Source organism: Ensifer sp. ENS02 (assembly GCF_014851885.1).
In the GTDB taxonomy this organism is placed as follows: domain Bacteria; phylum Pseudomonadota; class Alphaproteobacteria; order Rhizobiales; family Rhizobiaceae; genus Ensifer; species Ensifer adhaerens.
Window position 1 is genome coordinate 403,663 of record NZ_JACVAO010000007.1, and the last position, 13,378, is coordinate 417,040.

General features: G+C 62.8%; 11 protein-coding genes. 2 read left to right on the forward strand and 9 right to left on the reverse strand.

What is annotated here, in order from left to right:
* Window positions 1-2: 2 nt before the first annotated feature.
* From IB262_RS17535 to chvI, 9 genes are all read right to left on the reverse strand, one after another.
* Complete coding sequence (locus tag IB262_RS17535) at window positions 3-734, reverse strand: nucleotidyltransferase family protein (RefSeq protein ID WP_112977266.1); 732 nt, start codon at window positions 732-734, stop codon at window positions 3-5.
* A gap of 10 nt (window positions 735-744) precedes the next feature.
* Window positions 745-2,256, reverse strand: a complete 1,512-nt coding sequence (tsaE, locus tag IB262_RS17540; RefSeq protein WP_112977280.1) for a tRNA (adenosine(37)-N6)-threonylcarbamoyltransferase complex ATPase subunit type 1 TsaE — start codon at window positions 2,254-2,256, stop codon at window positions 745-747.
* Window positions 2,256-4,736: a PAS domain-containing sensor histidine kinase gene (locus tag IB262_RS17545; RefSeq protein WP_112977267.1), complete on the reverse strand. Its 2,481-nt coding sequence runs from the start codon at window positions 4,734-4,736 to the stop codon at window positions 2,256-2,258. The genes tsaE and IB262_RS17545 overlap by 1 nt, the downstream gene beginning before the upstream one ends.
* Before the next feature lie 306 nt (window positions 4,737-5,042).
* Entirely contained in the window at window positions 5,043-6,443 is a 1,401-nt protein-coding gene (ahcY, locus tag IB262_RS17550) for an adenosylhomocysteinase (protein WP_112977281.1), read from the reverse strand.
* Between the two features lie 166 nt (window positions 6,444-6,609).
* Window positions 6,610-6,900 carry an HPr family phosphocarrier protein gene (locus tag IB262_RS17555; protein WP_043624332.1) on the reverse strand — a complete coding sequence of 97 codons (291 nt, stop codon included), beginning with the start codon at window positions 6,898-6,900 and terminating at the stop codon, window positions 6,610-6,612.
* Entirely contained in the window at window positions 6,900-7,301 is a 402-nt protein-coding gene (locus tag IB262_RS17560) for a PTS sugar transporter subunit IIA (RefSeq protein ID WP_034801684.1), read from the reverse strand. Before IB262_RS17560 ends, IB262_RS17555 begins: the two co-directional genes overlap by 1 nt.
* Before the next feature lie 156 nt (window positions 7,302-7,457).
* Window positions 7,458-7,916 carry a serine kinase gene (locus IB262_RS17565; protein WP_060608922.1) on the reverse strand — a complete coding sequence of 153 codons (459 nt, stop codon included), beginning with the start codon at window positions 7,914-7,916 and terminating at the stop codon, window positions 7,458-7,460.
* Entirely contained in the window at window positions 7,913-9,646 is a 1,734-nt protein-coding gene (locus tag IB262_RS17570) for a sensor histidine kinase (RefSeq protein WP_218685636.1), read from the reverse strand. The genes IB262_RS17565 and IB262_RS17570 overlap by 4 nt, the downstream gene beginning before the upstream one ends.
* A 239-nt stretch (window positions 9,647-9,885) precedes the next feature.
* Window positions 9,886-10,611: a two-component system response regulator ChvI gene (gene chvI / locus IB262_RS17575; protein ID WP_034801691.1), complete on the reverse strand. Its 726-nt coding sequence runs from the start codon at window positions 10,609-10,611 to the stop codon at window positions 9,886-9,888.
* A 325-nt stretch (window positions 10,612-10,936) separates the two neighbouring features.
* Between chvI and IB262_RS17580 the strand changes: the two genes are divergently transcribed.
* Together IB262_RS17580 and arfB are read left to right on the forward strand one after the other, a co-directional pair.
* Window positions 10,937-12,547 (forward strand): phosphoenolpyruvate carboxykinase, encoded by a 1,611-nt coding sequence (locus IB262_RS17580; protein ID WP_034801700.1) that lies wholly within the window; start codon window positions 10,937-10,939, stop codon window positions 12,545-12,547.
* 203 nt (window positions 12,548-12,750) lie between these two features.
* Window positions 12,751-13,185: an alternative ribosome rescue aminoacyl-tRNA hydrolase ArfB gene (gene arfB / locus IB262_RS17585; protein WP_034801693.1), complete on the forward strand. Its 435-nt coding sequence runs from the start codon at window positions 12,751-12,753 to the stop codon at window positions 13,183-13,185.
* Window positions 13,186-13,378 lie beyond the last annotated feature (193 nt).

Sequence of the window (13,378 nt, forward strand, 5' to 3'; positions counted from 1 at the left end):
GCTCATCCCTCCGGCTGGTGGCGGCGGATCGCCGCCTCCGCTTCGCCGATCGCCTCGGGCGTTCCGACCGTCATCCAGTGACCTTCGAGCAGCAGGCCGTGAAGACGGCCTTCCTCGGCGGCGCGATCGAAGTAGATGTTGAGATTGAAGGCGTCGTCGGGCGCGTCGGCAAAAAGCCGGGAGTGAAGCGCGATCGCGCCGGCATAGACCACCGGGTTCGGCAGGCCTTCGGCGTAGCGCGTGAGCTTGCCGTCGTCACCCAGCGAGAAATCCCGCTTGCCGTTGTGGCCGGTCGTATCCTCGTCGCGCACGCAAAGGAGCAGCATGTCCATGCGCTCCGCGTCGAAGGCGGCGGCCAGGCGCGTCAGGTTGCTGGGCTTGCCCTTGGGCTCGCCGACCCAGAAGAGATCGGCATTCATCACAAGAACCGGCCCCTCCGGCAGCAGTTTCAGCCCCTTGGCGAGACCGCCGCCGGAATTCATCAGCGCCTCGCGCTCGTCCGAAATCACGATCTCCGGGGCGCTGCGTTGGCTGAGATGGCCTTCCATCAGGTCGGCGAAATGATGCACGTTGACCGCGGCCGTGCTGACGCCGGCCTCCACCAGGAGGTCCAGCACGTAGTCGATCATCGGCTTGCCGGCGATCTCGACGAGCGGCTTTGGTATGGTGTTGGTGATCGGACGAAGACGGGTGCCGAGGCCCGCGGCGAGCACCATCGCATTGCTGATCGACATTGATTCTCTGTCAGTTCGCTGATTCGGAAACGAGGATTCCGGTCTTCATACACCAGTCGTGCAAGGGTTTCAGCGATTCATGTGAAAGCGCCGCCTGAAGATAGGCGAAAGTGCGCGGCATGTGCTTCATGTAGCCGGGCTTGCCGTCGCGCTGCATCAGCCGCACCCAGATGCCGACGAGCTTGCAGTTGCGCTGGGCCGACATCAGGTGCCAGTCGCGAAGGAACATTGCCTCGTCGAAGCTACCACCCGCGCGCCGTTCGGCGAGATAGGCGTCCATCATCCGGCTTGCGAGCGAAGGCGGGATGGTGACGCGGGCATCTTGAACCAAGGACGCGACGTCATAGGCGGTCGGACCGATCATTGCGTCCTGGAAATCGATGAGGCCGATCCGGTTCAGACCTTCGCGTTCCCCGCGCCAGATGATGTTCGGCGAGTGAAAATCGCGCAGCAGCAGGTTCGTTTCGGATGTCTGCAGGAGGTCGATCAGGCCGTCCCAGATCTCTCCATATTCGCGCTTCTCGTCGTCGCTTGCCGGCGCGCCGCGTTTCCAGGGCAGATACCAGTCGGTCAAAAGCCGCGTCTCGATCTTCATCGCCGTCCGGTCGAAATCCGGAATGCGGTGGATCACAGTCGGCTCGACCTTGATCTCGGCCGCGGCCGGTTCCGAGTGCAGGCGGGCAAGCAGCCGCGCGCTCTCGATGTAGCGTTCGTCGATCGGCTCTCCGTCCGCATCGAGAACGCCGTCCGAGCCCAGATCTTCGATCAAGAGGATGCCCTGGTCGATGTCGCGGGCGTAGATTTCAGGCGCCGCAAAGCCGCGGGCAATGAGCATCTGGTCGACGGCGACGAAGGGAACGACATCTTCGGCGATATGCGCCAGCTGCTGATAGTACTTTCCGTCCTGAAGGATCGGGCCCGGCTTGTGCCGCGGCGAATCCATCAGAATCCGGCTAACGGAACCGTCCGCCGGGTAAATGCGCTCATAGGCCCGGATCGAGGCGTCGCCGCTCAGGTGCCGGCGCCGCGCCTTGGAATGCCCGTTCGTATCGAGAAACTCGCGGATCGAAAGCGTTCGGGCGATGCGCTGCAGCGTGTCATCAGGCGCCGAAATTTCGACGCGTCGCCCGTCCTTCTCGTGGGTGATCGCAAGCGTGATGCGACGTGAAGGGAGGGCGTCGTCCGCCCGTTCCGGCCATTCGACCAGGCAGATGCCCTGCGACAGGGCTTCATCGAAGCCCAGTTCGTCAAGCTCGCTGGAATCGGCCAGCCGGTAAAGGTCGAAATGCGCGACGGGTATGCGCAAGTCGTAGCTCTGGACCAGCGTGAAGGTCGGGCTCGGCACTTCCAGGCCGTCGTCATCGGCGACGGCCCTCAGAAAGGCGCGCGCCAGTGTGGATTTGCCGGCGCCGAGATCGCCCGAAAGAGCGACGCAGTCGCCAGGCTTCAGGGCGAGCGCCAGGTCCTCGCCGAGCTCGATCGTTGCCGCCTCGTTTGCAAGATGGCGCTCGATCGCCGGCATCATTCGGCCGCGACGGTGGACGGCACGTCGGCCGAAGGGATGCGGCAGGTCACTTCCGTGCCTTCGCCTTCCTTGCTGCGGATCGAGACCGTGCCGTGATGCAGGCTGACGAAGCTCTCGACGATGGAAAGCCCGAGGCCGGCGCCGCCGCGCTGACCGTGGCTTTCAAAGCGGTTGAAGACCGTGTCGAGCACGTCCTGCGGAATGCCGGGGCCGCTGTCGGAGACCGAGAAGATGAAGTCGCTGCCCTCGCGGCGGCACGCCAGTTCGATGACGCTGCCATCGGGGGCGAAGTTCGCGGCATTGGTGAGCAGCTTGACGAAGATCTGCTTCAGGCGCTGCTGATCGGCGACCATCCGGCCGAGATTATCGGGTGCGGCGATCCGGAGCGTCACGCCGCTTTCGGTCAGACGGTCGGCCATCTGATACGCGATGTCATCGAGGAAATCGGTGAGGCTGATGTCGGCAAGGTCGAGCTGGACGATGCCGGCGTCGACGGTCGCAAGATCGAGGATGTCGTTGACGATCGTCAGAAGCAGCGACGACGACGTGGCGATATGGTCGACATACTCTGCCTGGCGCTCGTTGAGGTCGCCGAAAGCCGGCGTTTTCAAGAGATCGGCAAAACCGATAATGTTGGTGAGCGGCGAGCGCAGCTCGTAGGAGACGTGGTGGACGAAGTCGTTCTTCAACGCATCGGCCTTGCGCAGCGCCTCATTCTTTTCGGTGAGCGCGCGCTCGACCCGGACGCTGTCGGTAATGTTGACGAAGGTCAGCATCGTCTGGGCGTTCGGCAGCGGGATGACCGCGTAGTCGAGAATCAGCCCGGTCCTGAGTTCGAGAATGCCGCGGCTGGAGGGCCGCTCGTCGTCGAAGCTGGTGATGATGTGGGTGAAACGCTTCCAGCCGTCGGGCTGGTCGTAGGAGATCAGGCAGGCCTGCTCGATCGCCTTGATATGCGTACCGGGTTTGGCTTCAGCCTCGCTGATGCCCCAGATCGCGCGAAACGCCGGGTTCGACAGGCGGATGCGGCCGTCCGGGCCGAACACCGCTACGCCTTCGGCCAGGTGATCGATGGTTTCGCCCTGGACCTGGACGAGGGTGTTGTAGCGCGTTTCGAGGTCGACCTTCTCGGTCAGGTTCTCGAACACCCAGGTAACGCCGCCCTGCGGGCGGGCGGTGGCAAAGACGCGCAATGTCTGTCCGTTCGGCAGGTGCCAAAGGTCGCTCTGTGTATCGAGCGCCTGGTAGACCGATAGTGCGTTCGCCTTCCACTGTTTCCAGTTGAGCTGTTCCGGCAGCTGGCCGCCGGCGCGCAGCCGATCGAGCACTTCGCCATTGTCCGGCTTGCGCTCCAGGAAGCCGATATCGAGGTTCCACAGGCGCTGGAAGGCCTGGTTGTAGAACTGCAGACGCTGGTTGCCGTCGAAGATCGCGACGGGCGTCGCCAGATGGTCGAGCGTTTCCGCATGGCTCTTGAGCGTGCGGTTGAGCTCTTCGCGCACGGCCTCGATCCCCGAAATATCGACTGCGATACCGGCCGAACCGGCGGCGCTGCGGGCGTCGACGACGTCGAAGAAGGTGCGGTTGCCGCGCACGACGGTCGAGACCTTGTCGTGGAAAGGCGTATCGAACGTCGAGACCGACCGGATCTTTTCACGCGCAACGGTCGCAAGCAACTCGCGCTTTTCCGCGACGGCGGTGGCGACATCGGGTGCCTCGACGGCGTCGGCATAGGCTTCGTTGACCCAGACGAGCGCGCCGTCGGTGCCGCGCTGCCAGACGGGCAGGTCGATTGCGTCGAGGAGTGTATGGAAGGAGCGAAGCGCGATATTGAGCCGGTCGTGTTCGAGCTTCAGTTCGGCGAGCTCCGCCCGCATGTTGTTGAGCGCGATGAAGCGCACAAAGGCGCGGCCGCCGGAAACGCGTCCCTGGGCTTCCAGCACTTCATTGCGCTGCGTTTCGATGACGAGATCGAAGCTGCGCGCCTGGGTGCGAAGCGCCTCGATCGATTTTTCGAGCTCGCCTGCAGACTGCGCCTTGACCCAGCGGCCGAAGGCCAGGAAGTCGCGGTCGTCGGAAGGCGCGCCGGTTTCCGCCGGCAGCTGGCCGAGCAGTTCGGCGCGTTCGAGAAGCCCGTCCCAGATGACGATCCGGCGGTTCTTGTCGGCGACCAGCGCTTGGTAGCGCGAGAGGCGCTGGTTGGCGTCGGAAAGGTCGGACCTAAGCTCGCGGTTTTCCGCCTCGATGTTGCCGCGCTGGCGGATCAGCCAGATCGCCGAGATCATCGCAGCGGAAATGACGCCGATCAGCACGGAAAAGGTGACGACCTCCGACGAGCCGAAGATGCCGGCCTTTTGCGGGACAACCTGGGCGAGAGCATCCGTGGCGGTGAAAAGGGCGGTGCCGGCCAAAAGGCGGCGCAGGAATTTCGGACCCTTGCGGCGGATGACCGGAAAATCTGTGTGGTCTTTGTTCATGGCGCTGCCATCCCCGTCTGTCCGAAGGGTGCTGCCGGCCTTGCTGCGCCTTGCACAGTTCCACCGGGGCCCTGTTCAAGGGTCCGCGTCAGTTCCGATTGCATCCCCGGTCTGTCTCCGTCTGTTTGCCGCTAATTCGACAAGACATCCCATCCGCGATGCCCAAGGTCCGCACCGGCATCACGAATCAATGGGTTAGAGCATACTTCCTAGTCGAATCGTCGGGAAGGGAGAGGCCCAAAAAAGCGGCCGCGCTCCCTTGTCAAGAACGCGGCCACAAGATGTTGTGGATTGCCCGGGTAAGGATTAGTACCGGTAGTGCTCGGCCTTGAACGGACCCTGCGTCTTCACGCCGATGTAGTCGGCCTGCTCTTCGGAAAGTTCCGAAAGCTTGGCGCCGAGCTTCTTGAGGTGCAGGCGAGCGACCTTCTCGTCGAGCGCTTTGGGCAGGACGTAGACCTCGTTCTTGTACTTCTCACCCTTGGTGAAGAGCTCGATCTGGGCCAGGACCTGGTTGGAGAACGAGGCCGACATCACGAAGGACGGGTGACCGGTGGCGTTGCCGAGGTTGAGCAGGCGGCCTTCCGAAAGCAGGATCATGCGGTTGCCCCTCGGGAACTCGATCATGTCGACCTGCGGCTTGATGTTCGTCCACTTCAGGTTACGCAGAGCCGAGACCTGGATCTCGTTGTCGAAGTGGCCGATGTTGCCGACGATCGCCATGTCCTTCATCTCGCGCATGTGGTCCATGCGGATGACGTCCTTGTTGCCGGTCGTCGTGATGAAGATGTCGGCCGAGGAGACGACGTCTTCGAGCTGGACGACTTCGAAGCCGTCCATGGCGGCCTGGAGCGCGCAGATCGGGTCGATTTCAGTGACCTTGACGCGGGCGCCGGCGCCGGAAAGCGAGGCGGCCGAACCCTTGCCGACGTCGCCGTAACCGCAGACGACGGCGACCTTGCCGGCCATCATCACGTCGGTGCCGCGGCGGATGCCGTCGACCAGCGATTCCTTGCAGCCGTACTTGTTGTCGAACTTCGACTTGGTGACGCTGTCGTTGACGTTGATCGCCGGGAAGGGCAGCAGGCCCTTGGCCTGGAGCTGGTAGAGGCGGTTGACGCCGGTGGTGGTTTCCTCGGTCACGCCCTTGATCGCGTCGCGCTGCTTGGTGAACCAGCCCGGCGAAGCGGCAAGGCGCTTCTTGATCTGCGCGACGAGGATTTCTTCTTCCTCGGAGCCCGGGTTGGAGAGCACGTCCTCGCCGGCTTCGGCGCGGGCGCCGAGCAGGATGTACATGGTGGCGTCGCCACCATCGTCGAGGATCATGTTCGAGACGCCACCGTCGGCCCACTGGAAGATCTTGTCCGTGTAGGTCCAGTATTCTTCGAGCGTCTCACCCTTGACGGCGAAGACCGGAACGCCGCTGGCGGCGATCGCGGCTGCGGCGTGGTCCTGGGTCGAGAAGATGTTGCACGAAGCCCAGCGTACGTCGGCGCCGAGCGCGACCAGCGTCTCGATGAGGACGGCGGTCTGGATGGTCATGTGCAGCGAGCCGGTGATGCGCGCGCCCTTCAGCGGCTTCGAAGCGCCGAACTCTTCGCGGCAGGCCATCAGGCCCGGCATTTCCGTTTCGGCGATCGCAATTTCCTTGCGCCCGAAATCGGCAAGTCCGACGTCGGCGACGATGTAGTCCTGAGTGGTGGTCATGGAGTTCTCCGGGCTGATCTCTTCAAGCCGCGCGGCCTTGGCCATCTCCGCGGCGCGATTATGCCTCCCACGCCTATACGACGCGGTGAGAGTGCGACCGATCTATCAGGATTCAGGGTGGAGAGCAACCTCGATATAAAGAAGTCTTTATATCTTTATATTGCCGTCAGATTTCTTCGCCGAACTTGTCGGCGACCAGAGCGTCGAGCGCGTTCAGGGCTTCTTCGGCCTGCGCGCCGCTGGCGGTCACGCAAACGCTGCAGCCGGTGCTGGCGGCCAGCATCATCAGCCCCATGATTGAGGTTCCGCCAACGGTCATGCCGTCCTTCGAAACGGTGATCTCGGCGTCATAGGCCTCAACCGTCTGCACGAACTTTGCTGACGCCCGCGCATGCAGGCCTCGCTTGTTGATGATCAGCAGTTCGCGCGTCAGCGACATGTCGGGGCGGTGATCCATTACTTTCCACTCAGGACGCGGCTGGCGACGTTGATGTATTTCCGCCCGGCCTCGGAGGCCTCGACAAGTGCCTTGTCCATGTCGCTCTCGCCGCGCACGCCGGCAAGCTTGATCAGCATCGGCAGGTTGACGCCGGCGATCACTTCGACGGTGCCGCTGCGCATCACCGAGATGGCGAGGTTGGAGGGGGTCCCGCCGAACATGTCGGTGAGAATGATGACGCCGTTGCCTTCGTCGACATTGGTGACCGCGTCGAGGATATCCTGCCGACGCTGGTCCATGTCGTCCTCGGGGCCGATGCAGACGGTCTCTATAGCTTTTTGCGGACCGACAACATGCTCAAGCGCATGTCGAAATTCCTCAGCCAGCTTGCCATGGGTGACAAGCACAAGTCCGATCATGGGTATCTTCGCTCCAACTGCACACGCAATTCACTGATGGCCAGATATCGCAATGCAGCAATTTCGTCCACCTGTTGGGGAGGGCATCTTGGCAAGGAAAAGGGGAAGTGCAAGCCAAAAATGCCGAAATTCCGGTCGCGCTGACGGTAAATCGGGCTAGAAACCTATTTTTTCAGCGATGAGCGCCTGCAAAATATTGAGAACCTGGGCGCCTTCTTCAACGGGAACGCGAACAATCGGCAATACGCGCCCGAGTGGCAGGGGGAATGTCTCGTCTTCGGGCGGTAGCCGCGGGTCGAATGGGGCGGCGACGGGCAGAATGGCCCAGTCCATGACGGCGGCAGGCACGGTTTCGATCGTGCCGATGCCGGCGCCGCGGATTTCGATGAGGCCGTGAATGGAGGGCGGGCAGCGCGCCACGATCCGGTCGTGTTCGAGCGCAAGATCCACCCGGTCGTCGGCGACGAGCGCCGCGAAATGTCCGGTCTGCCGGGCGGCCGTGATGCAGGCGAGCGCCAGTCTGGATTTGCCACTGCCGGACGGGCCGGTAAGCAGGAAGCCGCGTGTCCCGAGCACGATTGCGGTGCCGTGGACATTGGCGCGGGCCGTTGTCACGCGTGCGGCTCGGCGGGCAGGGACAGGACGAAGCGCGCGCCGGTGATATGGCCATCCGGTCCGGCGATGTTCTCGGCCTTGAGCGTGCCGCCATGGGCTTCGGCGATCTGCCTGGAGATCGACAGCCCGAGGCCGGAGTTCTGTCCAAAATCCTCGCCTTCCGGCCGGTCGGTATAGAAGCGCTCGAAAATGCGGTCGATGTCTTCGGCCTGGATGCCCGGGCCGTTGTCCTCGACATAGACGAGGCAGCGCGAGCGCGAGCGGGTGAGGCGCACGACGATCCGCCCGCCGTCCTCGGGAACGAAGGAACGGGCGTTTTCGATCAGGTTGGTGATGATCTGGCCGATGCGCAGGTCGTAGCCGCTGACGGCAAAGCGCGCCTTGGGGCTGTCCTTGCGGTCGATGACGAAATCGAGCAGTACCGCCTTCTTCTTGCTGCGGACCTGGCGCGAGATATCGACGAGGTCGCCGAGGAGTTTTTCGAGATCGATCGTCTTGGCGTCGCTGCGGGCAAGTTCCGCGTCGAGACGCGAAGCGTCCGAGATATCGCTGATCAGGCGGTCGAGGCGGCGGACGTCATGCTGGATGACATCCATCAGCCGCTTTTTCGATTCGTCGGTGCGCGCCAAAGGCAGCGTCTCGACGGCGCTGCGCAGCGAGGTGAGGGGGTTTTTCAGCTCGTGGCTGACGTCGGCGGCAAAGTTTTCGATCGCGGCGATCCGGTCATAGAGCGCGGTCGTCATCTCACGCAGCGCGACCGAGAGGTTGCCGATCTCGTCCTGGCGCGAGGAGAAGTCGGGAATTTCCTCGCGCTCCTTGGCGCCGCCGCGGCGCACGCGCACCGCTGCTGCCGCAAGCCTGCGCAGCGGATTGGCGATCGTCGACGACAGAAGCAGCGACAGGATGATGTTGACGAGCGCCGCGACGCCGAAGACGCGGATGATGGCGAGGCGCTCGGCCTGGACGATCTTGTCGATGTCGCCGGCCTGGGTCGAAAGCAGGAGCACGCCGAGAACGGCGCGGAAGCGCTGGACGGGCACGGCCACGGAAACGATGAGCTCGCCCTTCTCGGTAACGCGCTCGACATAGCCGCGCACGCCCGTCAGCGCATTGGTCACCTCAGGGTAGATCGAGCCGTTGCCACCCGGCGGTTCTTTATAGAGCGGCAGGTTGCCCGGCTGCAAAAGCTTGTTCAGCCAGCTGTTGAGCTTTTCGCCGATGCCCGTCGCCTCCGGCTCGATCGGCGGCAGGTCGAAGCGCAGCACCTGGCCGCCGCTATAGAGATGGCGCGAATCGAGCAGCAGGTCGGCGTCCGCGTCGAACAGGCGGGCGCGGGTGCGCGTCGGCGAGATCAGCCGGCGCAGAACCGGCGCGACACGCTCCTGGATGATCGGGAAGTCGAGATCCTCGTCGCTCGGCAGCGGCGTGATGCTCTGGCCGGCCTGCAGTTCCAGCAGCTTTTCGGGATCGATGGTGATCGAATTGGTATCGACCGAGGCGGAAGCGGAGATCGCGCCGGCGATGATTTCGCCCTGGGTCAAAAGGCTTTCGACGCGCGCGTCGATCAGCCCCTCGCGGAACTGGTTGAGGTACATGATGCCGCCGACCAGAACGACGAGCGCTACCAGGTTAAAGAAGACGATACGGCGGGTGAGGCTCGAGAAGACGGCATTGCCGAAGAGACGACGAATGAGCGTGAAGGGATGCGCCCAGCGGCGCTGGCCCTTCAGTGCCTGGGCACGCCCGTCAGTGTCTTCAATGTCGCCGTGCAAGACTTCTACCAAATGTCCCGCTCCCGCGCGGACTGTCCTTCATAATCGTTCGATAGCGGCGGCGCTGCCGGCCGGTTGCGCCGCCTTCCATGGTTTTGATCCGAAGACGGCGGAGATCGTGTCGAGCCTCAGATGAGGCCATCACCATCGCGCCGCTTCAAATGCGCCACTCTGGGCTCGATGGCAAGCCCCGAGGCTCAGGCACTCTCCCGGAAACGATAGCCGACACCGTAAAGCGTCTCGATCATGTCGAAGTCGTTGTCGACCATCTTGAACTTCTTGCGCAGCCGCTTGATGTGGCTGTCGATGGTGCGGTCGTCGACATAGACCTGTTCGTCATAGGCAGCGTCCATCAGTGCGTCGCGGCTCTTCACCACGCCCGGGCGCTGCGCCAGCGAATGAAGAATGAGGAATTCCGTCACCGTCAGGGTCACCGGCTCGCTCTTCCAGGTACAGGTGTGGCGCTCCTGATCCATCACCAACTGCCCACGCTCGAGCGAGCGCGACGGCGCGTCGGTTGCCTTGACGGTATTGTTCGGATTGGCGGCCGCGGCTTCGCGGTTGGCGGCGCGGCGCAGGATCGCCTTGACGCGTTCGACCAGAAGGCGCTGCGAAAACGGCTTGGTGATGAAGTCGTCGGCGCCCATCTTCAGGCCGAAGAGTTCGTCGATCTCTTCATCCTTGGAGGTGAGGAAGATCACCGGCAGGTCCGACTTCTGCCTCAGGCGGCGCAGCAGTTCCATGCCGTCCATACGCGGCATCTTGATGTCGAAGATCGCAAGCTGCGGCGGCCGGGCGAGCAGGCCTTCGAGCGCGGAAGCGCCGTCGGTATAGGTCTCGACTTTGTAGCCTTCTGCCTCCAGGGCGATGGATACGGACGTCAGAATATTCCGGTCATCATCGACAAGCGCGATGGTCTGCATCGTGTTCAACTCCGTCTTTTGAGGTGCCGGTCCCGTCCCCGAAAACTCCGGCATTCGCGAGTCACGGGTGCGTTAGTGAGTATAAAGGTGGAACAAATTGTGGCGAAGCCCAAAAAGCACCTGTCGTGACGATAGGATAGGTCCCGTCAGATCGGTGTTCGACAGGCCGATTTCAACCGATTAAAAAAACGATAATTTTCTTTAAATCGATTAATATACTGAAATCATTATTCTTTTTTTTGACGTCGCCTTGTTTTTGAGCGAGCATGCAAGTAAGGTCCGGCGAAATTCAACGCCAATGGCCAAACACGAAGGAAGCTTGACCATGGAGCAACTCGGCACTCGCAATCTCGCGAACGGCTTGGAAAAACTCGGCTTTATCGACCTGGAAACGGTTCGGTACAACCTCGAAGCCGCAGAGCTTTATGAGGAAGCTCTTCGCCGCGGCGAGGCTGAGCTGACGGCACACGGTGCGCTCGTCGCCCGTACCGGCCAGCACACCGGTCGCTCGCCGAAGGACAAGTTCGTCGTTCGCGATGCGAACACCGACGACCAGATCTGGTGGGACAACAACAAGCCGATGTCTCCGGAGCATTTTGCCCTGCTGCGCAAGGATATGCTTGAGCACGCCAAAGGCATGTCGCTCTACGTGCAGGACCTGGTTGGCGGCGCCGATGCCGACAACGCCCTGCCGACGCGCGTCGTTACCGAGTACGCCTGGCATTCGCTGTTCATCCGCAATCTGCTGATTCGCCCAGCCCGCGAAGCGCTCGGCTCCTTCCTGCCGAAGCTGACGATCATCGATCTGCCGAGCTTCAAAGCAGATCCGGAGCGCTACGGCTGCCGCACCGAGACGGTCATCGCCTGCGACTTCACCAACGGCCTGATCCTGATCGGCGGCACGTCCTATGCCGGCGAAATGAAGAAGTCGGTCTTCACCGTTCTCAACTACCTGCTGCCGAAGAAGGGCGTCATGCCGATGCACTGCTCGGCAAACGTTGGCCCGGCCGGCGACACCGCGATCTTCTTCGGCCTCTCCGGCACCGGCAAGACGACGCTTTCGGCCGACCCGACCCGCACGCTGATCGGCGACGACGAGCACGGCTGGGGCGAGCAGGGCGTCTTCAACTTCGAAGGCGGCTGCTACGCCAAGGCGATCCGCCTGTCGGAAGCCGCCGAGCCGGAAATCTACGCCACGACCCGCCGCTTCGGCACCGTCATGGAAAACGTCGTGCTTGACGAGCGCCGCGTTCCTGATTTCGACGACGGTTCGCTGACGGAAAACACCCGTTGCGCCTATCCGCTCGACTTCATCCCGAATGCCAGCGCCACCGGCACCGCACCGCAGCCGCGCACCATCATCATGCTGACCGCCGATGCGTTCGGCGTGATGCCGCCTATTGCCAAGCTGACGCCGGAACAGGCGATGTACCACTTCCTTTCCGGCTACACCGCCAAGGTCGCCGGCACGGAAAAGGGCGTTACCGAGCCGGAAGCCACCTTCTCGACCTGCTTCGGCGCACCGTTCATGCCGCGTCACCCGTCGGAATACGGCAACCTGCTGAAGGACCTGATCGCCAAGAACGGCGTCACCTGCTGGCTGGTGAACACGGGCTGGACCGGCGGCGCCTACGGCACCGGCAGCCGCATGCCGATCAAGGTAACGCGCGCTCTGCTCGCGGCCGCGCTTGACGGCTCGCTGAACGCTGCGGAACTGCGCACCGATGCCAACTTCGGCTTTGCCGTTCCGGTCTCGGTCCCGGGCGTCGACGACGGCATCCTCGACCCACGCTCGACCTGGGCCGATGGTGCAGCCTATGACGCACAGGCCCGCCGCCTGGTCGACATGTTCATCACGAACTTCGCCAAGTTCGAGAGCCATGTGGACGGCAGCGTTCGCGACGCGGCTCCCGGTACGAAGATCGCCGCCGAATAAACATTGTCGGCTATGATTCACGTGAAACCCGGTCCTTGTGGCCGGGTTTTTCGCTTTCGCGTCTGCTCTATGTCCCTTTAAATCCTCTTCGATCTAAGGCGAGCCAGAGTGCTACGGCGACCTTTGCGCCTCTGATGAGACGCGCGGCGCCGCAGTGTTTTCAACGGGTTCGCTCTGTGCCATAGATCGGGCCGAGGTGAACCATGGCCAGCGACCCGCTCTACATAAACGACAATATCGTCCTTGCCGGCTGGGAGCTGACGGAGCAATTCGTGCTGGCCGGTGGCCCGGGCGGGCAGAACGTCAACAAGGTGTCGACCGCCGTTCAGCTGTTCTTCAACGTCCAGGCGTCTCCGGCGCTTTCCGATCGCATCAAGGCCAACGCCCTGAAGATCGCCGGCAAGCGCGCCTCGAAAGAGGGCGTGCTGATGATCGAGGCGAGCCGCTTTCGCAGCCAGGAGCGCAACCGCGAGGATGCGCGCGAGCGGCTGAAGGAGTTGATCCTGAAGGCTGCCGAACCCCCGCCGCCGCCGCGCAAGAAGACCAAGCCGACGCGCGGCTCCGTCGAGCGGCGTCTCAAGGAGAAGTCGGGTCGCGGGGAGATCAAGAAGCTCAGGGGCCGGCCTGGAGGCGATTGATTCTTTTTGCGGCTCCCTTGCCTTTTGGCGGGCAGCGCCCTCTCTTATCGAGCAGTGTTTTCGCAAAAGGAGGTGGCATGAAAGAGACCGCGTCCGCTGAGAGAACGGATCACTGAGATGCAGGTGATGATTGAGGGACAGCCACGCTTCCGGCCTTTCGGCTTATCCTGTTGGGGTTTTGGAGATCTCAACA

Bases quoted from the DNA above. Each gene is read 5' to 3' on its own strand.
- IB262_RS17560 (WP_034801684.1), bottom strand. From the start codon at position 7,301: ATGATCGGACTTGTGCTTGTCACCCATGGCAAGCTGGCTGAGGAATTT.
- tsaE (WP_112977280.1), bottom strand. From the start codon at position 2,256: ATGCCGGCGATCGAGCGCCATCTTGCAAACGAGGCGGCAACGATCGAG.
- chvI (WP_034801691.1), bottom strand. From the start codon at position 10,611: ATGCAGACCATCGCGCTTGTCGATGATGACCGGAATATTCTGACGTCC.
- arfB (WP_034801693.1), top strand. From the start codon at position 12,751: ATGGCCAGCGACCCGCTCTACATAAACGACAATATCGTCCTTGCCGGC.
- IB262_RS17535 (WP_112977266.1), bottom strand. From the start codon at position 734: ATGTCGATCAGCAATGCGATGGTGCTCGCCGCGGGCCTCGGCACCCGT.
- IB262_RS17580 (WP_034801700.1), top strand. From the start codon at position 10,937: ATGGAGCAACTCGGCACTCGCAATCTCGCGAACGGCTTGGAAAAACTC.
- IB262_RS17555 (WP_043624332.1), bottom strand. From the start codon at position 6,900: ATGGATCACCGCCCCGACATGTCGCTGACGCGCGAACTGCTGATCATC.
- ahcY (WP_112977281.1), bottom strand. From the start codon at position 6,443: ATGACCACCACTCAGGACTACATCGTCGCCGACGTCGGACTTGCCGAT.
- IB262_RS17545 (WP_112977267.1), bottom strand. From the start codon at position 4,736: ATGAACAAAGACCACACAGATTTTCCGGTCATCCGCCGCAAGGGTCCG.